Origin of the sequence: Chryseobacterium soldanellicola, from assembly GCF_900100115.1 — a bacterium.
Taxonomy (GTDB): Bacteria; Bacteroidota; Bacteroidia; order Flavobacteriales; family Weeksellaceae; genus Chryseobacterium; species Chryseobacterium soldanellicola.
Genome location: NZ_FNKL01000004.1, coordinates 972232 through 996506, shown reverse-complemented (window position 1 = coordinate 996506; position 24275 = coordinate 972232). Strand labels below are relative to the sequence as shown.

The following is a 24275-nucleotide window of genomic DNA, read 5'->3' as shown; positions in this document are numbered from 1 at the left end:
AATTCCAATAATTCTCCTAATCGTTTATTCTCCCAAACTCCTGTAAATTCAGGAAATCTAAGTCTAGGAATCTCAAAATATCCTCCGGTAGGAAATAAAATTGGTCTTTTCTGACTAAATAAGATTGAGGAGTAAATTGCTCCTTAATTCTTTGTAGAGGAGATAATTTCTAATCATCACTAACTTTAGGATTTTAAATAATAAATATTAAAATCAAAAAAATTATGACAAGAAAGAAAACACTGGCAGAAATCGCTGAGCTATGGAAGAATGACAAAAAGCTGTACGTGAAAAAATCAACCTTTTCGGCTTATGTGCTGTTGCTGGAAAACCATTTATTGCCTGTATTTAAAGACTATTCCGAGATTGAAGATGAAGATGTACAGAAGTTTGTGTTTCAAAAATTGGAGCAGGGATTAAGTCAGAAAAGTATCAAAGACATTCTCATTGTTTTGAAAATGGTGCTGAAGTTTGGTGCAAAGAATAAATGGATTGAGTTTATCAATTTTGATGTGCAATATCCTACGGTTAGGGAAACTCATACGATTGAAGTCTTGAGCAGAACACATCAGAAAAAAGTGATGAGCTATATTCAGGAGCATTTTACCTTTAGAAATCTGGGTGTTTATATCTGTCTTTGTTCAGGAATGCGGATCGGTGAAATTTGTGCCTTAACCTGGGAAGATATTGATACCGATAATGGGATTATTAATATCCGAAAAACTATTCAGAGAATTTACGTCATTGAAGATGGAGAAAGAAAAACAGAATTATTAATTGATACCCCAAAAACTAAAAATTCAATCCGTGAAATCCCGATGAGCAGAGACTTGTTGAGGATGTTGAAACCTTTCAAGAAAATTGTAAATCCTGCTTTCTATGTATTAACCAATGATTCTAAACCCACAGAACCGAGAACTTACCGAAGCTATTACAAAAATCTGATGAGATTTTTAGAAATTCCGGATATTAAGTTTCACGGATTGAGGCATAGTTTTGCAACACGGTGTATTGAAAGCAAATGCGATTATAAAACCGTAAGTGTTCTGCTGGGGCATTCCAATATCAGTACAACTTTGAATCTGTACGTACATCCTAATCTGGAACAGAAGAAAAAAGCAATAGACCAAATGTTTAAGGCACTAAAATAGTTGTAGTTATCATTGATAATTTCTTACATTTGGTAAAACTGAAATAACTTTGTCAAAGTTTCGGAACTTTGACAAAGTTTTAACCAAAACTCAAAACCGAATGTCAAGCCAGCCGGAATATATTTTAGAGCAGAAATTAATAGAACAGTTACAGCAGTTAGGTCACAAAAAAGTTACAATATGTAATGAGGCAGACCTTATTAAAAATCTAAAGTCTCAGCTCGAAACTCATAATAAAAAAACATTCTCAGATTCTGAGTTTGAAAAAATCCTCAATCATCTTTCCAAAGGAAATGTTTTTGAAAAAGCTAAAACATTACGTGACCGTTTTCATTTTTTTAAAGATGACGGTACTTCCGAATGGATTGAATTTATCAGCCAAGACCACTGGTGCCAAAATCAGTTTCAGGTGACGAATCAAATTGCTCAGGAAGGAAATTTCAAAAACAGATATGATGTAACCATCCTAATCAATGGATTGCCTTTGGTACAGATTGAATTGAAACGTCGTGGTCTGGAAATGAAAGAAGCTTTCAATCAAATCAACCGTTATCATCATCAGTCTTTCAATTCAGGAAGTGGATTGTTTAATTATGTTCAGCTGTTTATCATCAGTAACGGAGTTAATACAAAATATTACTCCAACAACGCAAAGCAGACTTTTAAGCAAACCTTCTTTTGGTCTGATGAACATAACAATAACATCACTCAACTAGACCATTTTGCTCCTGCATTTCTAGAGCCTTGTCATATCGCAAAAATGATTACCAAGTATATCGTTTTGAATGAAACGAATAAGATACTGATGGTTTTAAGACCTTATCAATATTATGCAGTTGAGAAAATTGTTGATAGGGTAAGAAATACAGATAAGAATGGTTTTATCTGGCATACAACAGGATCGGGAAAAACACTGACATCTTTTAAAGCCAGTCAAATCCTGAAAGAAATTCCTAAAGTTGAGAAGGTTGTTTTTGTGGTTGACAGAAAAGATTTGGATTATCAAACCCAAAAAGAATTTGATGCTTTTGAAAAAGGAAGTGTTGATGCTACTGAAAATACAGCACATTTGGTTAAGCAACTTTCTGATAATACAAAATTGATTGTTACGACTTTACAGAAGTTAAATACAGCAATTACAAAAGAAAAACACGGCAATAAAATTGACCAACTGAAAGATAAGAAAATGGTTTTCATTTTTGATGAATGTCACAGAAGCCAATTTGGAGATACCCATCAGAATATTAAAAAATACTTTAAGAACGCTCAAATGATTGGCTTTACGGGAACACCGATTTCTGAAGTTAATTCAATTGGGAAAATAGACGGAGCTCCGGCAACCACTAATAGGCTTTTTGAAGATTGTCTGCATAAATATGTAATTACAGATGCGATTCGGGATGACAATGTTCTGAAGTTTTCCGTAGAATATGTTGGAAGATACAAGGAAAAAGAAGGAAGCAATATTTACATTGATACTGATGTTGAAGCAATAAATACACAGGAACTTCTTGAAAGCTCGAAACGACTTGAGAAAATTGCAGATTATCTCATCGCAGAATATGCAAGAAAAACTCACAGCGGTAGTTTTAATGCAATGTTCTGTGTAAGTAGTATTGATGTTTTGCAGAAGTATTATGACCTTTTCCAAAAGAAAAAAGAGGAAGGCAAACACAGCTTAAAAATTGCAACTATTTTCAGCTATGGAACTAATGAAGAATCTAAAGATGCAAATGGGACCTATGAAGAACCCGAATTTGGAATGGTTGCAGAACTGCAGGCGCAATATGGAGATTCTCATAGCAGAAATGTATTAGAAAGATATATTGGGCACTACAATGAAATGTTTGGAACCAACTTTACGACCAAAGACAGCCAGAGTTTCTACAATTACTACAATGATATCGCCAAAAGAGTTCGTAGTAAAGAAGTTGACTTAATCATTGTTGTAAATATGTTTCTGACCGGATTTGACAGTCCACAATTAAATACTTTATTTGTTGATAAAAATCTAAAGTATCACGGATTGATTCAAGCATTCTCACGCACCAACAGATTGTTAGGCGAAAAAAAATCGCAAGGAAATATTGTTTGTTTTAGAAATCTAAAATCTGCAACCGATGATGCGGTAACTTTATTTTCCAATAAAGAAGCAATTCAGGAAATTATTATTCTACCGATTGAAGATTACATTGAGCTTTTCAACGCTGCTTTAGATACATTAAAGATGGTAGCCCCTGAAATTGACAGTGTCAACAGTTATCAAACCGAACAGGAAAAGTTTGAATTTATAACCGCTTTCCGTGAGGTAATGCGTGTTCTGAATGTCTTAAAATCATTTGCAGATTTCGATTTTGAGAAATTGGAAATGACTGAATTTGAATTTGACGGATACAAAAGCAAATATTTGGATATTTGGAATGAGACAAAACCAAAAGGAGGAGAAGGAAAAGCAAGCATTTTAGATGATGTGGATTTTGAGTTAGAACTGATACACCGTGATGAAATTAATGTAAGTTATATTCTTACTTTATTAGCCAATCTTACCAATTCAAATCTAAAAGGCGATAAATTAGAAAAAAAGAAAAAAGAAATCAGAGATATTCTTTCCGGCGACGCAAAATTACGAAGCAAAAAAGAGCTGATAGAAAAATTTATAGAAGAAAACCTTCCTCATATTTCTGATGGAGACATTGTCAATGAAGAGTTTGAAAAATATTGGAATAAAGAAAAAACATCAGCGTTTGAGAAAATTGCTACCGAAGAATCTTTGAATAAAGATAGATTCAGAGATGCTATTGATGATTTTCTTTTTACTTCCAAAACTCCTAAAATAAGTGATACACTAAAGCTACTTGAAATAAAACCAAAGCTTACTGAACGTAATAATATCGGAAGAAGAATTATTCAGAAAGTGCAGGATTTTGTAGAAGTGTTTATTGATGGAGTTGCGAGTTAACAATTAATAAACTTCTTTACATCAATAATAAAAACTAAAACGTCCAAGAATTACATGCCCCAAGCCGTCGATTGGCTAAAATAAATAAAAGTAAGGTAATATTTTACTTTTCGGTCCGCAATCCGAATTACTTACAAATCCAATCATTCAGAAATCGCCAACATGAAAGAGCAGGATACTGCAAGCTCCCAAAATGTATATTTTTATTTTTGTTAATTAGTTTAATTAAAATAATTCAGGATTTACTGAAAATAATTATGAAATTTCAAAATATATCAAAATTCCTATTATCTGTTTTTATGCTTTTTTTCTTTTCATCAGTGGTGAAAAGTCAGGATAAATTTCCGGACGGAACAGCTGTTCCGCAATGGTTTAAAGATAATAAATCAACAGGTATCAACAAATTAGGCAAAAAATATATTCTTACAGATTTTGGAGTTAAAAATGACAGCACAGTCCTTCAAACAAAACAGGTTCAGGCGGTTATTGATAACGCCGCTAAAAATGGAGGAGGTGTAATTATCGTTCCAAAAGGAACATTTTTGATAAGTTCTATTTTTTTTAAACAGGGAACACATTTACATTTAGAAAAAGGAGCAGTTTTAAAGGGAAGCGATGATATTAATGATTTTCCGATCGTAACAACAAGAATGGAAGGTCAAACCGTAAAATATTTTCCGGCTTTAATTAACGCTGACGGATTAGACGGTTTTACGATTTCAGGAAAAGGAACACTGAACGGAAATGGACTTCGCTTTTGGAAATCATTCTGGAAAAGACGCGAATGGAATCCTAAATGCACCAATATGGATGAAATGAGACCCCGTATCATCTATATTTCAAATTCTAAAAATGTGCAGATTGAAGACATTACCGTAAAAAATTCACCTTTCTGGAGCACCCATTATTATAAAAGTCAGTTCGTAAAGCTTTTAAACTTAACAATTTTAGCTCCGAAAGAACCCGTAAAAGCACCAAGTACAGATGCAATTGATATTGATGCTTGTTCTAATTTCTTAGTTAAAAACTGTTATTTATCAGTGAACGATGATGCCATTGCTTTAAAAGGCGGAAAAGGTCCAAAAGCCGATAAAGACCCAAATAATGGAGAAAACAGAAACATCATCATTGAAAACAATACTTTCGGATTTTGCCACTCTGCACTGACTTGCGGAAGTGAATCGATTCATAATTATAATATTATTTTCCGTAACTCAACGGTGAAAGATGCTTCAAGATTACTGCATTTGAAAATGCGTCCGGACACGCCGCAACATTACGAATACATCACACTTGATAACATCAAAGGAAACGTAAAAACGTTCTTATTTGTAAAAGGCTGGAGCCAGTTTTTTGATCTGAAAGGTGAAGAAGCGCCGAAAAGAAGATTAGCAAACAATATTGTCTTAAAAAATATCGACATCAGTTGTGAAACAGCTTTTGATATTGAAAAATCAGACTTATACGAGTTGAAAGATTTTACTTTTGAAAACCTAAAGATAAAAGCATTAAAGCCTGAAGAGCAAAACTTGAATGTTATTGAAAATGTAAAGAAAACGAATGTAAACGTTACCAAAGTAGCTTCTTTAGGTCAATCATACGATAAAAAAGACGATTCCGACGAAGGCAAAAAATAATGAATTATTCTTCCAAAATATTCTTCCTGTTATGTTTGTGCTTCCAATTGCTGCATGCTCAAAGTAAGGAAATTCAATTCCTGAGCGGGACAGATTCTGAGCATACGAAAGAATGGGATTTTTGGATAAATGCAGGTCGGAAATCCGGAAATTGGGATAAAATTCAGGTTCCTTCTCAATGGGAACAGCAGGGATTTGGCTCGTACAATTATGGAAGAGATTATGTAACGTACGGCAAAAATTTTAAATTTAACGATGAAATAGGTTTATACAAGCACAAGTTTTTGGTTCCAAATTCCTGGAAAGGAAAATCGATCAGCATCGTTTTTGAAGGTTCAATGACCGATACTGAAGTGAAAATTAATGGAAAGCTTGCCGGAGCAATCCATCAAGGCGCTTTTTACGAATTTAAATATGATATTTCCGATAAATTAAATTTCGGAAAAGAAAATATTCTTGAAGTCAAGGTTTCCAAAATGTCCGCCGACAAATCCGTCAATAATGCAGAACGTCTGGCAGATTATTGGATTTTAGGAGGGATTTTCAGGCCGGTTTATCTCGAAGCTCTTCCAAAAGAAAATATATCATCGACATCAATTGATGCAAAAGCCGATGGAACTTTTCGCTCCAATATTCATTTAAAAGGAATTGAATCGGTCAATAATTTAAAAGTAGAATTATTTGATGTTAAAAATAAGCTGGTTGCTGAATCTCAGGTTAAAATTGAAAAAGGAGATACTGTAAAACAAATTCAGTTTTCCATTAAGAATCCCAAACTTTGGACGGCCGAAACTCCGAATTTATACAAAGCAAAATTTAGCTTAAATAAAAATAAAAAAAGAATTTACGAAACCGAAGAAAAATTCGGCTTCCGAACCATCGAAATCCGAAAAGGCGACGGAATTTACATCAACGGAACCAAAATTAAGATGAAAGGCATCAACCGACACGTTTGGTGGCCGGAAACTGGTAGAGCAGTGAACAGAAACATTGATTTAATGGACGTTCAGCTCATTAAAGAAATGAATATGAATGCTGTTCGCTGTTCGCATTATCCGCCCAATAAATCATTTTTAAAAATTTGCGATTCGTTAGGATTGTATGTTTTGGATGAATTGGCGGGCTGGCAAAAAAAATACAGTACCGAAGTTGGTAAAAAGCTCGTCAGAGAAATGGTTACCAGAGATGCAAATCATCCCTCGATCATTTTCTGGAGCAATGGAAATGAAGGTGGACATAATTTTGATCTGGATGCAGAATTCGCAAAATATGATGTGTCAGATCGCCCGGTCATTCACGCGCATCACAAGCCTGGAAATGCTTTTAATGGAATTGATTGCAACCATTACGAAGATTATTACAGCACAAAAACGATTCTCGAAGGCGAAAATATTTATATGCCGACCGAATTTTTACACGCGCAGGATGATGGCGGCGGCGGAACTTCTTTAGCCGATTATTGGGAACTGCACTGGAACTCAAAAAAAGGCGCTGGAGGTTTTATTTGGGCGTTTGCGGATGAAGGTTTGGTGAGAACCGATTTCAACAATCAAATCGATGTAAATGCCATCAATGCTCCGGATGGAGTTCTGGGTCCGCATCGTGAAAAGGAAGGGAGTTTTTATGCGATCCGCGAAATTTACAGTCCGGTAAAAGTAAATATTAAAACAATTTCAAATGATTTTAACGGAATAATTCCTTTAGAAAACCGATATCATTTCACGAATTTAAATGAATGCCAGTTTGAATGGAAATTGGTGAAATTTAAGACACCATTTTCCTCAGAATCAGGATTTGATGTTCTTCAAAAAGGAAAAGCAGAATCTCCGAATATTAAACCTACACAAAAAGGAAATATTAATTTAAATCTTCCTCAAAACTGGAAAGGAAGTGAAGCATTAATGTTAACCGCGACCGATCCTTTCGGAAAAGAAATGTATACCTGGACCTGGAAAATTGCTTCCAATGATGAAATTTCAAAACAGTTTCAGAAAACTTTAACCAAAGAATTTCCGGTTTCTGTTGTAGAAAATGATTCTTTATTTATTTTAAAATCAGACGAAAAAGAATTTTCAATCGGCAAAAAAGACGGATTATTAAAGTCAGTTATTTTAGATAAAAAAGGCAAAAAAATGACTTTCCGAAACGGACCGGTTTTCGTGAATGAAAAAGTAGAATTATCATCTATAAAATCTCTTGCGCAAGGGAAAAATCAACTCATTGAAGTATCCTATAAAAACGGAAATAAAATAATCTGGAAGCTGAATCCTGACGGAATTTTAGAGTTAAATTACGAATATGCACTTTCAGGTGATTATCCGTTTGCAGGCGTAAGTTTTGATTATCCTGAAAATTATGTCATCAGTGCGAAATGGCTGGGAAAAGGTCCTTATCACGTTTGGAAAAACAGAACTCAAGGACAGACTTATAATGTTTGGCAAAATTTGAAAAATTCAACCAGAACAGGTTTTTCACCCTGGATTTATCCTGAATTTAAAGGATATTTTGATGATGTTTCGTGGTTGCAGCTGAATACGGCAGAAGGAAAAATAACGGTCGGAACAAAAGAAGAAAAGATGTTTGTAAGACTCTTTGATTTTTATGGAATTTACGGAGCAGAAGGTTATCCGAAATTACCGGGCGGAAATATTTCATTTTTAGACGCAATACCGCCATTGGGAACTGTTTTGGCGTTTAATATTAACGATAAAACTGAATCTTTAGGACCGGAAAGTGAGTTGAATCATCTCAACAGAACTTTCAAAAGAACGCTTTACTTCTATTTCGGTCTGCCGGATTTAGGCGATGAAAATAAACAGTTTACCATGCCAAAAGAAAATATTTTAACGGATTAATGATGAAGAATTTTATAAAAATTTTAATGCTTTTTTTAGGTTCGTTGATGTTTGCTCAACAAACGACTTTCAAATTTGATTTTGGTGGTGAAAGAGCAGAAAATGGCTTTATTCCAATCACTTCAACTTCAAAATTTGATAAAAAAATCGGCTATGGATTTATGGATATTTCCAGCTTAAAATCCGTTGACAATGGAGGAAATGCGTTAACAGGAGATTATATCACCAGCGACAAGCCTTTCTATTTTTCGGTGGCGATTCCTGAAGGAAATTATGACATAAAATTAACGTTAGGCGATAGTAAAGGAAGTTCTGAAACAACAGTTCGTGTAGAAAACCGTCGTCTGATGCTGAATGATGTAAAAACAAAAGAAGGAGAAATTGTCGAGAAAACAATAACCGTTCATGTTAAAGACAGTATTATTCGCAATCAAAACGGAACTCAGATCGGGATTGTAAAATTAAAACCGAGAGAAAAAAAATATTTACATTGGGATAATTTATTAACGATTGAATTTAATAATAAAGCTCCAAAAGTTTGCGCTGTAATCATTCAACCCAATAAAACAGCTAAAACGATTTATCTTACAGGAGATTCTACGGTTGTAGATGCGCAGTACGAACCTTGGGCTTCCTGGGGACAAATGCTGCCATATTTTTTTGTTCCGAAAGAAATTGTCATTGCCAATTATGCCGAAAGCGGAGAAACCTTGAAAGCCTTTGAAGACCGTCACCGGATTGATAAAATTTGGAATAAGATAAAGCCCGGAGATTACCTGTTTATCCAGTTTGGACACAATGACCAAAAGGCCGGAAACAGCACAAAATCCGGATATAGAAAAAGATTAACAGAATGGATTAATAAAGCAAAACAGTTGGGAGCAATTCCGGTTTTGGTAACTTCGATGAACCGTCATGTTTTTGATGAAAACAATAAAATTGTCAATACTTTGGATGATTTTCCTTCTGCAATGCGAGAAATTGCAAAAGAAGAAAATGTATATTTAATCGATTTAAATGCAATGAGCAAAACGCTGTTCGAAGCGATGGGTTCGGAAAATTCTAAAAAAGCATTTGTTTATTATCCCGCAAATTCTTATCCAAACCAACCGAATGCTTTGGCGGATGACACTCATTTTAATACGTATGGCGCTTATGAACTGGCAAAATGTGTGGTAAAAAGTATTGTAGATCAAAAGTTGCCTTTGAGTAAATTTGTTTCCAAAAATTATAAAGATTTTGATCCCAAAAAGCCTGATGCCGTCGAAAAATTTTATTGGCCTGAAAGTATTTTTATGGAATCTTTAAAACCTGATGGAAATTAAAAATTGCGTTTAAACATAAAGTTTAAGAACCACGAAGTGGTTCAATATGAATAGCATCGGGTGAAACCCGGTGAAAAATATGAATAACATCCTGAAAAAACCGGTATAATGTAAATAACATCATGCGAAATCGGGTGAAATATGAAACCTCATTAGGTAAAACCAGATTTGAAAAATAGGAATCAAAAAATGAAAATTACAAATATAATCAGTCTCAGTCTAATCTGTTTTGCCTTCGGAAATCTCTCCGCACAAAATCCGTGGCCAAAAACTACCGAAACTGCAAAACCATGGACGCGCTGGTGGTGGATGGGAAATGCTGTTGATGAAAAAGGATTGGATAAGCAGCTGACAACACTTAATAAAGCAGGTTTTGGAGGCATTGAAATCGTTCCGATTTACGGAGCAAAAGGATTTGAAAATCAATACATCAATTATCTTTCTCCTGAATGGATGAAAATGCTCCAGTTCACGACGAACAAAGCAAAAAGTTTGAATATGGGCGTTGATATGGCGGTCGGAACAGGCTGGCCAATCGGTGGTCCGCAGGTGAGTGAAGAGGATGCCGCTACAAAAATGATTGTTCAGACTTATACGATTTCATCAGGTGAAAAATTTTCAGAAAAAATTGTTTTAAATGATGAAAAGCTTAAAAATTTAAAAACGATAAAACTCGATATTGCAACCGCTTACAATGAAAAAAATGAAGCCGTTGTCTTAACCGATAAAATCACAAACGAGGGGTCTCTCAACTGGAAACCCGATTCCGGGAAATGGGCAATCTATGCAGTTTTTACAGGAAAAACACTTCAAAAGGTGAAACGTGCTGCTCCCGGTGGTGAAGGTTATACATTGGATCATTTTTCGCCTGTGGCAACGGTAAATTATCTTAAAACTTTCGATAAAGCATTTGGAAATTCCAATTATGGGGTGCGTTCTTTTTTTAATGACAGTTATGAAGTTTACAATGCCGACTGGACGCCTGATTTTAAAAATGAATTTAAAAAAAGGAGAGGATATGACTTGAGTCCGTACATCAAATATTTAATTAATAATGATGAAAACGAAATAACAACAAGGGTTAAATCTGATTACAGACAAACTTTGAGCGAATTGATTTTACATAATTTTGCCGATAATTTTACCAACTGGGCACATTCCAAAAACTCAAAAAACACGAATCAGGCGCACGGTTCACCCGGAAATTTGTTGGATTTGTACGCAGCAGTGGATATTCCGGAATCTGAAACTTTCGGAAGTTCTATTTTTGAAATTCCTGGCTTGAGAAGAGACAGCGCAGATATTCAAAAATCAGATATGCCTGATTTTAATATGCTGAAATTTGCTTCTTCTGCTGCGAATGTGACGGGCAAAAAATTAACGTCAAACGAGACTTTTACTTGGTTGACTGAACATTTCAAAACCTCCTGGTCACAAGCAAAACCGGAAGTTGAGCAGGTCTTTTTGTCGGGAATCAATCACGTTTTTTATCACGGCACAACGTATACACCTGCCGATGTCCCTTTTCCGGGGTGGCTGTTTTATGCCTCCGTGAATTTTGTTCCCGAAAACAGTTTGTGGCCACATTTGAAAGGATTAAACTCTTATATCGAACGTACTCAATCTGTTTTGCAAAGTGGAAAATCTGATAATGAATTGCTCATGTATTGGCCGATTTACGACCAGTGGGCAACTCCAAAAGGAAAAGATATCGCCTTTAAAGTTCATAATGTTGAAAAATGGCTGCAGCCAACACCTTTTTATGATGATTTGAAGAAATTAGGCAAGATGGGATATTCTTTGGATATGATTTCGGATAAAATCATTAGTGAATCGAAGTCGGAAAACCAGAAAATTCAGACTGGAAAAGAAGGATCTTCTTATCAGGTTTTAATCATTCCGGAATTGACGTATTTGCCGGAAACTACGTTGGGGGATATTCTGAAATTAGCTCAAAATGGAGCTTTAATAATTTTTCAAAACGAACCAAAAGATGTTCCCGGAAACTTTGAAGTGGAGAAAAGAAGAAATCAGTTAAAATCTTTATGGAATCAAATTCTGTTTCAAAATCAAGGCGAAAATGTGAAAATTGCAAGCTTTGGAAAAGGAAAGATTGTTTTAAGTTCTGATGTAGAAAAAGGATTGGAATATTTGAAAATACAAAGGGAAAAATTAACGGACACCGGATTGAAATTTATAAGAAGACAGTTTGACGGCGGAAAATATTATTACATTGTCAATCACACTTCAAAAGAAATCAATCAATTCGTTCCGATTAATTATACAGGAAAGCAAACGACGATAATGAATCCTGAAAACGGAGATTTTGGAGTTGCCGAAATGCAAAATAATTCTGTTCGAATTCAGTTAAAATCCGGAGAATCTTTAATTTTAAAAAATTCTGAAGCTGTTGAATCATCTATCTCAAAATGGAAATATACAGAAAAAGCAGACGCTCCGATAATTCTAGATCAGGCTTGGCAATTGAGCTTCAAAGAAGGCGGTCCCGAACTTCCAAAATCCAGAAATTTAAAAAAATTAGAACCCTGGACCAACTTTTCTGACGATCCTGCAACACAAAGTTTCTCAGGAACAGGTATTTACACGACGACTTTAAATATAAAGAAAAATGCAGACGATTATCTTTTAAAATTTGATAAACTCTACGAAAGCGCAAAAGTAATTGTCAATGGTCAGGATGCAGGAATTGTCTGGAGCATTCCTTTTGAAATCAACATCGGAAAATACTTGAAAAAAGGCAAAAATACCATTCAAATAGAAGTTTGTAATTTAATGGCAAACAGAATTCGATACATGGATCAGAAAAAAATGGTGTGGCGTAATTATAATGAGATTAATTTTGTAAATATCGATTATAAAGCTTTTGATGCTTCCAACTGGAAAGTTCAGCCTTCCGGTTTGGATGGGGAAATTCAAATAATTCCACTATATTGGACAAAATAAAAATTAAATAAAATGAATAATAAAATAGTAAAAACATTCGCATTGGGAACCTGCCTGTTGACATTTGGCTTTTCCTATTCTCAAAAGAAAGTTGTGTTGGATAACTTTTTCAACAACGAAAAAAAGGCGGACAAAGAAACAGGAGAAGTAAAATCATGGCACTACACATGGGATGACACGACCAGTGGCGGATTTTCTTTGTTGGGAGAAATCTTTACAAAACAGGGCGCAGAAATCAGCACGCTTAAAACGGCTCCTTCTAAAAAAGATTTAAAAAATGCTAACATTTATATTATTGTAGATCCGGATATTGATAAAGAAGCTTTTAATGGAAAGGCCAATCTGATAGATCCTGCAACCGTTAAAAATTTGGTGGAATGGGTGAAAAAAGGCGGCGTCTTGGTTTTATTGAGCAACGATCACGGAAATTCTGAGTTTGAGCACTTTAATAAGCTAGCAGGAGAATTTGGAATTCATTTCAATGACGATAGTTATAACAGAGTTCAGGGAAGAGAATTTGAGCAGGGCGCAGTAAATGTTCCGGTGGGAAATGAAATTTTCTCTGCACAAAAATTATACATGAAAGAAGTGAGTTCAATTGATGTAAAAGCACCCGCAAAAGCTATTTTGTCTGCAGAAGGTAAAAATATAGCTGCGATTGCAAAACTCGGAAAAGGAACTGTTTTCGCGTTGGGAGATCCTTGGTGCTACAATGAATATACAGACGGCAAAAAATTAACTCCTGATTTTACCAATTATCAGGGAGCAGAAGAATTGGTGAAATGGTTGTTAAAACAAAGTAAATAAGATCAATAATTGAATTTGTGCAATCGATTGAATTATTTGATAGTTATTTTGGGCTTAATCCACTTGAATTTATCCTGAGCATGTCGAAGGACTCCCAATCTTTTTGTTACACTGCGTTTCACAAAAAGGATTTCCGTTAAAGTCGGGCTGCGAGAGATTCAATATCAATAGGAACGGGCTTTAGCCCGTTTGCAAAAGAGTACGTAAAAATTCGGCTTAAGCCAAACCATAAAAATTTTACTAAATAATAACGTAGAATTATGAAAATCAAGTATATCTTTATTACACCCGCTATTTTTCTTTCGCAAACAATTTTTGCCCAAAGACAAATGGAATACCTGAAAAGAGGAATCGTAGCCATCCCTGCAGAATCAGGGGTTTTTGTAAGTTGGCGTTTGCTTGGAACAGAAGCTCAAAATACCCAGTTTGATTTGTATCGAACTGAAAATAATTCAACCAAAAAATTGAATGAAAAGCCGCTGCTCAACGAGACTAATTTTTTAGACAAAACAGCAGATAAAGGAAAGAATTACACTTATTTCGTGAAATCCAATACTCAGGATAAAACGGTGGATGATGATTCTGCGAAGTATGTTGCTTCTCAAAAGCCGTATTTTTCTATTCCTTTAAAAACGCCTGCCGGATATACGCCAAATGATATTTCTGTTGCAGATCTGGACGGCGATGGGGAGTATGAAATTATCCTTCATCAAACCGGACAATCACGTGACAACAGTCAGAAAGGGATTACTGATGAGCCCATTATTCAGGCGTATAAACTTAATGGAACATTCTTATGGGAAATCAATTTAGGAAAAAACATAAGAGAAGGAGCCCATTATACACAGTTTTTGGTGTACGATTTAGACCAAGATGGTAAAGCAGAAATCGTGATGAAAACCGCAGATGGTTCAAAAGACAGCAAAGGAAAAGTTATTGGAGATGCCACAAAAAATTATGTCAATGAAAACGGATTTATCCTTTCTGGACCAGAATATCTGACGGTTTTTAACGGAGAAACAGGTGAGGAAATTAATACGGTTAATTACCAGGTTCCAAGATTTGCAGGGAGTTTAAACCCAACCGATGAGCAAATGACCGAAACCTGGGGCGATGCAAAAGGAAACCGCATAGACCGGTTTTTGGGAGCAGTCGCTTATCTGGACGGTAAAACGCCAAGCGTGATTATGTCGAGAGGATATTACACAAGAACAGCAATTGCAGCCTGGGATTATAAAGATAAAAAACTCAGTTTACGATGGTTATTTGATACCGAAAGTTCAGAAGAAAATAAAAAATTTCGCGGACAGGGAAATCATAATTTAAGCATTGCAGATGTTGATAACGACGGAAAAGATGAAATTGTTTATGGGGCAATGACCGTCGATGACAACGGAAAAGTACTCAACAGTACGGGTTACGGTCATGGCGATGCCTTACATGTTGGAGACTTAGATCCTTCAAATCCGGGATTGGAAATCTTTGATATTCAGGAGAGATTTGATGATGCAGGTGCGCACTTCAGAGATGGAAAAACAGGAAAGGTTTTATGGAAATTACCTTCTTTAATTTACAGCAAGCAGGGCAAATTCCAGGGTCCGGGAAGAGGTTTGTCTTTAAATATTGATCCTCGTTATGAAGGTTCTGAATGCTGGGCTGCCGGAGCGGGAGTGAAAGGTCTTTATGATGCCAAAGGAAACAAAATCAGCGAGAAAAATCCGGCTGTTAATATGGGAATTTATTGGGATGGTGATTTTTTAAGTGAAATTTTAGACGGAACTTCTATATCAAAATGGGATTGGAAAAATGAGAAATCAAATTTGATATTTGATGCCAAAAATTTTCAGTGTGAATCAAACAACGGAACCAAGAAAAACCCTTCTTTAGTGGCAGATTTATTTGGAGACTGGAGAGAAGAAGTAATTTACAGAACTTCAGACAATCAGGAATTGAGAATTTTCAGCTCAACAATTCCTACGAAGCACCGTTTGTACACGCTGATGCACAATCCACAGTACCGTTTGAGCATCGTTTGGCAAAATGTAGGCTACAATCAGCCTCCGCACACGGATTATTATCTGGACGAATCGGTTAAAGAAGTTCCGAAACCAAATGTAATTGCTGTAAAACATTAATTTCAAAGCTTAAATCTATAAGAACGGGCTTCAAGCCCGTTTTCAAAGAATGAAATCTTCATTTTGCTTTAGCTAAAATTTAAACAAACTATAATTTAAATCAAAGCTAATTTTATTAAATAGATAAAAATATATTATAATTATGAAAAAGATACTAATGAAAAGTGCTGCTTTTGTTATGATTTTTGGGGCTTTATCCTCATGTTCAGTGCAAAAACAGGCGACAACAAAAAATATTGATCTTCCCAATAAAAAGGAAGTCCTGAAAATTGCAGAAAGAGCCAACCAATATTTCATGAACAAATGGCCGGATACCGGGAAAGAAATTGTAGGTAAAAAAGTGTGGCCAAGTAACCTTTGGACGCGTGCCGTTTATTATGAAGGATTAATCGCACTGTATAAAGTAGATCCCAAAAAAGAATATTACGACTACGCCATGTCATGGTCTGAAAAGCATAATTGGGACATGATGCGTGATACATATACGCGTAACGCTGATAATCAGGCTTGTGGACAAACCTATTTGGATCTTTATGAAATCGATGGTAAAAAGAATCCTGAGAGAATAAAATTCGTTAAAGCCTCCATAGACAGCATGATGGCTACCAATAAAGCAGACGACTGGTGGTGGATTGATGCGCTTCAGATGGGAATGCCAATTTTTACAAAACTGGGCAGAATGACCGGCGAGAAAAAATATTTCGATAAAAATTACGAAATGTATGCCTTCACAAAATACAAGCACGGAGGAAACGGTTTATACAATCCGAAAGACAAGCTTTGGTGGAGAGACAAAAGCTTTGTCCCACCTTATCAAGAGCCAAACGGTGAAGACTGCTACTGGAGCCGCGGAAACGGCTGGGTAGTTGCTGCACTGGCACGCACACTCGAAGATACGCCGAAATCAGATCCTCATTATCAGGAATATTTACAGGATTACAAAGATTTGTTATCGGCATTGCTTCCGATTCAGAGAGAAGACGGATTTTGGAATGTAAGCTTACACGATCCGACCAATTTCGGAGGAAAAGAAATGACAGGAACCGCCCTTTTCGTATACGGAATGGCTTATGGAATCAACAAAGGTCTGATTGACAGAGAAACCTATTTACCGGTTGTCATCAAAGCCTGGAACGCGATTGCAAAAGATTCCGTTCAGCCAAATGGGTTTTTAGGTTGGGTTCAGGGAACTGGAAAAGAGCCCAAAGACGGTCAGCCACTTGCCGTTGACAAACAACCTGATTTTGAAGACTATGGCTTAGGTTGTCTGTTGCTTGCAGGAAGTGAAGTTTACAAATTAAAGTAAATATTAAGTTTAAGAACTTATTGAATTTTACTCAATAAATTAATCGACCTAGGAAGCAGGAGCGTTAAGAAAATTAATGCTGTGAACTTAAATTTATCTACAATCAATAGGGTCGGACTTTAGTCCGACTATAAAATGAGATTGCAATAAGGCTTTAGCCAAAACTTATTATTAAAATCTTTGCGTAAAATGATATGCAATTTTAAAACAATATTTAATTAATATTAATAGGATTAAGAAAAAACCTTAATTTTATTATCGAAAAGAAAACAATATAATCAATTGCATGACACTACAAGATGCGCAATCGATTTCATATATTTAATTTTCAAATTCTAACCATAAGATAAATTATGAATGCATTATTAGGAGTTTTTTTCCATTTTTTAGGAGGGTTTTCTTCGGGAAGTTTCTATTTACCGTACAAAAAAGTAAAAGGATGGTCCTGGGAAACATATTGGCTGATAGGAGGGATCTTTTCCTGGATCATAGTTCCGCCGTTAGCAGCTTTTCTTACCATTCCAAATTTTTGGGAAATTATACAGAATGAGAGCTCTTCTATATTAGGACTGACGTTTTTATTCGGTGCTTTATGGGGAATTGGAGGTTTTACTTATGGTTTAGGGGTTCGGTATTTAGGTGTGGCACTTGGAAGCAGCATTATTTTGGGGCTTTGTATGGTTTTTGGCTCATTAGTTCCATCAATTTATTATGAATTTTCTCCGCAGACAGGCAAAGACAGTATTGGCCTGATGGTTTCCAGCAGATGGGGGCAGATGGTTTTATTAGGGCTTTTTGTCTGTGTGATAGGAATTATCATTAGCGGAAAAGCCGGAATGATGAAAGAAAAAGAAGTCGATGCCGAAACAACAGATCCGCACGGTGTACAGGTAAAAACAGAATACAAATTTGGCTTAGGATTAATTGTTTCTTTAATATCAGGGGTTTTAAGCGCCTGTTTTAATTTCGGGTTAGAAGCCGGAAAACCAATGGCCAATATTGCAAACGAATTATGGAAAAACGCAAACCCGGGACAGGGAGAATTTCTTTTTCAGAATAACGTAACCTATGTCGTTGTGCTTTGGGGCGGGATGGCCGTTAATTTAATCGGCTGCCTGTATTTAGCCATTAAAAATAAATCGTATACAGATTACAGCAAAAGAAATGTGCCGGTTGTGCTTAATATCATTTTTTGCGCGCTTGCAGGAACGATGTGGTTTTTACAGTTCTTTTTCTACGGAATGGGAGAAAGCAAAATGGGAAATGGTGCCAGCTCATGGATATTACACATGGCATTTATCATTTTAATTGCCAATTTATGGGGAATTATCATAAAAGAATGGAAAGGAGTTTCCAAGAAAACGATCACGACCATCGCTATCGGAATGATCGTCATGTTTGTCTCTATTTTAATTGTAGGATACGGAAATTCTTTGCGATAGAGGCTTTTTCTGCATTCAGATTTTAGCAGGATATTCTTATCAGATTATATAGTTTAATTTTTGTAAAGGCACTGGATTTTTTTTCAGATGCCTTTTTTTATGTTGCATGATAGTATATTTTTTTGAAAATTACATTCCAAATTAATAGATTAGATCATTGTTGTAAAGTGAGTTACAGATTTCAGATTTTATTTTTAATAATTTAATCAAATTGCTATATTTTTTAATTTTTATCTTAAATTTTTACATATAATTAAGATAAATTAAGAATTTTCGATGCAGGATATTGCAGGATGCCAGAATTTTTGTAACAGTGTACATTGGCTAAATAATAATTGAATGTTACTAAAACTTAATATATGTCTTTAAAAATTACAAACAAGAATTTAAAGCCATTAATTGCACCTTTATTTCTGCTTGCGTCTGGTTTTGTCTTTGGGCAAACAACAATTAAGGATACTGCAAAAGTAGGAACGAAAGAGATCGAAGAGGTTGTTGTTATCGGCTATGGAAAAGTAAAAAAATCAGATTTAACGGGATCTGTAGCTTCAGTTTCTGCAAAAGATCTGGCAGCCACACCGGCGATGAATGCTTTACAGGCTTTACAGGGAAGAGCTTCGGGATTAAATATCGTGACTGCAGGCGGTGCGCCGGGAGCAGCAGCAAACGTTACCATTCGTGGAGGTGCTTCAATTACTCAAGGTACAGAGCCATTATATATTGTAGATGGTTTCCAGCTTGATAATGCATTAAACATTATTAACCCTAATGATATTGAAAGTATTGATGTATTAAAAGGAGCTTCCGCAATCGCAATTTATGGTGCCCGTGGTTCCAACGGTATTATCGTCATTAAAACTAAAAGCGGTAAAAAAGGAAAAACGACCATTAATTATAACTCGTTCATGAGCTTTGATATGCTTTCCAAGAAGCTGGATATGCTTTCTAATGCCGAACAGTATGTGAAATATCAGTACGAGCTGGCTCAGCTGGGAGGAAAAGCAACTCAATGGAGCAATGTTTTCGATAACAGCCTGGGAACAGATTCACCGGGATTTTATACAGGAGCATTTAACAGGATCAGCAATCGGTATGGGTCGGCTTCCGCATTAGACTGGCAGGAAAAAATGCTGGGCGGAACAGGGGTAACGCAAAATCAAAACGTTAATATTTCTGTTGGAAACGAAAAAACTCAGGCATTCATCAGTTATAATTACAATAAGCAGGAGGGTTTGCTTCAAAATTTCAATGAAACAAGAAATTCATTACGGGCTAACATTAATTCCGAATTATATAAAGGAATAAGAGTAGATTTCAGCTCGATGTTTAATTCCAATTCCACCAACGGAGGAGGAGCGTATTCGGGAATGAAAAAAATCCTTCTTCAACCAATTACGGGAGGAACGAAATTTACTCAGGATCAACTGTTTAATACACAGACTTTCCCTGATTATTCAGCCTTGGATTCTGGTTTTGACACAGAAAATCCTTATATAGAAACTCAGGCATCTACATCTAACAAACGTTTTAGATCATTTGTAGCCAATGCGGGTATCGAATTTGATTTTTTAAAGAATTTCACATTCAGAACAGCAGGATCATATAACTGGAACAATAGTAAATCTACTTCATTTTCAGATGCAAATTCCCGCGCTTATTTAACAGATCCTGTAAACACAGGAATCAACGGAAGTATAGCGAATGCGGAAAATTATCGTTATCAGATTACCAATACTTTAACTTATAACAGAACATTCGGAGAAAAGCATAAGGTTACCGCTTTGGTCGGGCAGGAAGCTGTTTATCAGGAGTCTGAAGGGAACAGTATGAGACTCATCAAATTCCCTATCTTTAATTATGGATTGGATGATATTACAAATGCAACGATATCCGACAAAGATGTAAGTCATTCAAGTACAGCCATGAGCTCTTATTTTGGACGTGTAAACTACAACTATGATGATCGTTATTTATTGACGGCAACTTTTCGTAGAGACGGATCTTCAAAATTTGGCCCGGATAAAAAATGGGGAAATTTTCCGTCAGTAGCCGCTGCATGGCGTGCTTCTCAGGAAAGCTTCTGGCAAAACAGCAAGATTAATAATGTCATCAATGATCTGAAATTCAGATTTGAATACGGAATTACAGGAAATAACGATATAGGAAACAGCTTATACACTACCAATCTGGTACTTACCGATTATCCGATCAATAATACACCGGGTAATCCCGCTTATACAACAAGCAATACTGTCGGTAACCGAGGCCTGCAGTGGGAAGAGATGAAAGCAACCAATATTGGAGTGGACTTAGGGTTATTCAACAACAGAATCAAACTAACTTCCGAACTTTACAGAAATGATGTTAATGGGATGTTGCTGCCAGTTGGTTTGCCGGTTTCTACAGGATATAGTACACGATATGAAAATATTGCAAGCATGAGAAACCAAGGTCTGGAATTTACCCTTAACAGTATTAATATTAAAACGGAAGGCTTCAGATGGTCTACAGATGCAAATATTGGTTTTAACAAGTCAAAAGTTCTTGCTCTGGATGGAAGAGATTCAAGACCATTCAGCGTAGGAAGCAGCAGATCAGGATTGGTGACTTATTATGCTACCGTGGGAGAAGAGCTTGGAGATATGTACGGATACGTTTATCAGGGGATTTATACGACGGATGATTTCATACAGGCTCCAAACGGAACCCTTACCTTGAAGCCTGGCGTGGTAAAACCTTCTTCCGGAACTCCAAAACCCGGAGATATGAAATTTGCCGCAGATAATGAGGCCGGAGACCAGTTTACAAGAAAATTAGTGAAAATTGGAAACGGAACACCTGATTTTATCGGGGGTATCAGCAATAATTTTTCTTACAAAGGCTTTGATTTAGCGATATTTATGAAATTCAGTGTAGGCGGAGATATTTACAATGCCACCAAGCAGAGTTTAAGCCCATATGCTTTATACCAAAACGTTCCGACAGAATTCGGAAACAATTATTATCATTTAATTGATCCTAATACAGGGCAGGCAACAACAAATTTGGTGAGATTAAAAGAGCTTAATCCTAATGAAGATTCAAGCCTTTGGAGCTTAAGCAACACCAATACGGCTAATATAGCTTATCCTTCTTCATATTATGTGGAAGACGGATCATATTTGAGAATTGCTCAGTTAACTTTAGGATACAGCTTTAATAAAGAATTTTTACAGCATGTTTCGTTAACGAATGCACGTATTTATGTTACGGTTAATAATTTAGCGACAATAACAGGATATTCAGGATATGACCCTGAAGTTTCGGCAGCAAGCGGTGTTGCAGTGACGCCGGGATATGATACTTCGTCCTTTCCACGTTCAAGAAGTTATGTTCTTGGTGTCAATTTAACTTTTTAATATTCAGATCATGAAAAATATAATTAATAAATCAACATTTATAAAAAAATTAATAGTAATTCCATCTTTTTTAATCGCCGGGTTATTTATCAATTCATGTAGCGAGGATTTTCTGGATCAGCCTGCCTATAATGTTACTGATACCAATACGGTTTTTGAAAGCCTGGATACTGCAGATTTATTTGTTCAGGGCTGCTACAGAGGTTTGGTTCCTACAGAAATGTATTATCAGCTTGGAGCAGGAGATACCGTAACTCATTCTGCTGAAGACGGATCCACTAATAATTCCAAATACAACATTTGCAACTACCAGTATGATGCTTATACACCGAATACAGTTACGGGAATTTATGCCGCGATGTATGCCAGCATAGAGAAAACCAATATTGCCATCGCCAGATTAGGTTTAATGGAACCAAGCGCAAAGCGTAATTCTTTATTGGCAGAAGTAAAAGCCATTCGTGCATTCTGCTACTACAATCTGATCAGAGTGTATGGAGATGTTCCTGCCGTTTGGATTCCTTTGGAAGATGCAGATCCGAATGATCCAAATACTTTATATCCAAAACGTACCTCACGTGATATAATCTACGATCGTGTTATTGCTGATATGCAGGAATCTGTAAATGATTTACCGGCTACCGGAACAACAACAGAGCGTTTAACGAAACCGGCTGGGAATGCTTTATTAGCAAGAATTGCCCTGTATGCAGCAGGATATTCTTTAAGATGGGATCTTAATACCGGAGCTGCCGGTACAATGTCTCGCAGAAGTGATAATGCAAGAGTTCAGCAGCTGTACCAAATTGCAGATAACGCTGCCGCAGCTGTGATCAATGGCGGTGCAAATAGTTTAGTACAGGCTCAGGGCGGTAAAAGTGGCTTCCAGGCTTTATGGTTCAATTTCTGTCAGAGAAATTTTGCAGTGACAAATCAGGAAATGCTTTGGCATATCGCTGAATACGGTCCAAACACAAACTCAGCTTTTGGAGTTTATGCCAATGAAGGTTCCCGGGGAGGAACTTATGGTTCCAGAAAAGCACTGCAGTTTATATTGCCGACTTATTATTTATCTTTTAATCAGGGAGATACGCGTAGAGATGTTTCTTGTACTTCTTACAGCATCTATTTCTTAAATACCGGAAATGCCTCAGACACTTGGGTAAATGCAGGAACTACATTCTCTTGTATTTTATCAGGTAAATTCAGAATGGGATGGTGTGTAGCGCCACAGGCGGCAGATGCACGTAATCTTAACATTCCGATTCTAAGATATTCTGATGTTTTATTAATGTATGCCGAAACTCAAAACTACTTAAACGGTGGGCCTACAGCTGCTGCAAATGCTGCCTTATTACAGGTGAGAACTCGTGCAGGAATAGGTTCGCTTGCGATACCAACCGGCCAGCAGGCATTTGAATCTGCTATTGTTCAGGAGCGTAAATGGGAATTTGCAGGAGAATTCAATCTTCGTACAGATTTAATCAGAATGAATCGTCTGGCAAGCGAAATTGCAGCCACAAAACAGGCCATGAAAAACTTATCCGACAAAACAGGACCATACGCAAATACCCCTGCTTTACGCCTTTATAAATTGCAAAAGAATGCGCAAATTTACGGAGATCCTTTCTTAGCGCTTACCTATATTGATCTTACAGACCCGGCAGAAATTGCAACGGCTCAAAATGTTCCTACAAATTCAGCGAATTATGCTGCTTATCAAACCGCATTAGCCGCTATTGCTACAGCGCACGGGCAAACGGTATTGCCAACTGACAAATGGTATCCTACGAAAATGTTTGAAGCATATACCAGCACTTTTAACGGTAATGCAAGAAAAGCAGCAGGATTTTTAGCAGGATTTAATCAGCTTCAGATTGGAAATATTATTTATACAAAACCAACAGGCTCTGCTGAAAACGGAGGAACCTATCCAAACTGGATCGAAGGTGGAGGAGATGGTCTTTTCTACGGATTTGTACCCAATAAAACAGAATTACTTCCTTTTGCAGCCGCTGCAGCAGGTCATCCTTTAGTTGATAACCCAAATCTTACTCAGCTTCCCGGATATTAATCAAATAAATAGTTTAAACATTAAGAAAGTTTTTGGGCTCATAAAGTCGATTTAAACTGTTCTTAATGTTTAAATTTTATACAGCCTTTATCACAAAATATTAATTATAAATACCTTAATGGGATTGTTGTAAAAATTAATTAGTAAAATAAGATTTAAACGTTAATTTATCTTTAAATACAGTGTTTAGCAGTATAGTACGGGATGCTGTAAACGATATAA

General features: G+C 36.1%; 12 protein-coding genes. All 12 read left to right on the top strand.

What is annotated here, in order from left to right; translation table 11 throughout:
* Positions 1-224 precede the first annotated feature (224 nt).
* The 12 genes from BLT04_RS18630 (at position 225) to BLT04_RS18575 (ending at position 24053) form a co-directional block, all read left to right on the top strand.
* Positions 225-1151 (top strand): tyrosine-type recombinase/integrase, encoded by a 927-nt coding sequence (locus BLT04_RS18630; protein ID WP_089757283.1) that lies wholly within the window; start codon positions 225-227, stop codon positions 1149-1151.
* A 100-nt stretch (positions 1152-1251) separates the two neighbouring features.
* Positions 1252-4110: a type I restriction endonuclease subunit R gene (locus tag BLT04_RS18625; RefSeq protein ID WP_089757282.1), complete on the top strand. Its 2859-nt coding sequence runs from the start codon at positions 1252-1254 to the stop codon at positions 4108-4110.
* Positions 4111-4367: 257 nt separating this feature from the next.
* Positions 4368-5747 carry a rhamnogalacturonidase gene (locus BLT04_RS18620; protein WP_089757281.1) on the top strand — a complete coding sequence of 460 codons (1380 nt, stop codon included), beginning with the start codon at positions 4368-4370 and terminating at the stop codon, positions 5745-5747.
* Positions 5747-8602: a glycoside hydrolase family 2 protein gene (locus BLT04_RS18615; protein ID WP_089757280.1), complete on the top strand. Its 2856-nt coding sequence runs from the start codon at positions 5747-5749 to the stop codon at positions 8600-8602. Before BLT04_RS18620 ends, BLT04_RS18615 begins: the two co-directional genes overlap by 1 nt.
* Positions 8602-9927, top strand: coding sequence for a rhamnogalacturonan acetylesterase (locus tag BLT04_RS18610; RefSeq protein ID WP_228421998.1), 1326 nt, complete (start codon positions 8602-8604; stop codon positions 9925-9927). The genes BLT04_RS18615 and BLT04_RS18610 overlap by 1 nt, the downstream gene beginning before the upstream one ends.
* Positions 9928-10116: 189 nt before the next feature.
* Positions 10117-12891, top strand: a complete 2775-nt coding sequence (locus tag BLT04_RS18605) for a glycosyl hydrolase (protein ID WP_089757279.1) — start codon at positions 10117-10119, stop codon at positions 12889-12891.
* A gap of 12 nt (positions 12892-12903) precedes the next feature.
* Positions 12904-13698: a DUF4350 domain-containing protein gene (locus BLT04_RS18600; RefSeq protein WP_089757278.1), complete on the top strand. Its 795-nt coding sequence runs from the start codon at positions 12904-12906 to the stop codon at positions 13696-13698.
* A 260-nt stretch (positions 13699-13958) separates the two neighbouring features.
* A complete protein-coding gene (locus BLT04_RS18595) occupies positions 13959-15833 on the top strand; it encodes a rhamnogalacturonan lyase (RefSeq protein WP_089757277.1) in 1875 nt (624 codons plus the stop codon).
* A gap of 142 nt (positions 15834-15975) precedes the next feature.
* Positions 15976-17139 (top strand): glycoside hydrolase family 88/105 protein, encoded by a 1164-nt coding sequence (locus BLT04_RS18590; RefSeq protein ID WP_089757276.1) that lies wholly within the window; start codon positions 15976-15978, stop codon positions 17137-17139.
* Positions 17140-17492: 353 nt separating this feature from the next.
* Positions 17493-18581, top strand: a complete 1089-nt coding sequence (rhaT, locus tag BLT04_RS18585) for an L-rhamnose/proton symporter RhaT (protein ID WP_089757275.1) — start codon at positions 17493-17495, stop codon at positions 18579-18581.
* A 359-nt stretch (positions 18582-18940) separates the two neighbouring features.
* Complete coding sequence (locus tag BLT04_RS18580) at positions 18941-21979, top strand: SusC/RagA family TonB-linked outer membrane protein (protein WP_089757274.1); 3039 nt, start codon at positions 18941-18943, stop codon at positions 21977-21979.
* Between the two features lie 10 nt (positions 21980-21989).
* Positions 21990-24053, top strand: coding sequence for a RagB/SusD family nutrient uptake outer membrane protein (locus BLT04_RS18575; protein ID WP_089757273.1), 2064 nt, complete (start codon positions 21990-21992; stop codon positions 24051-24053).
* Positions 24054-24275: the final 222 nt, after the last annotated feature.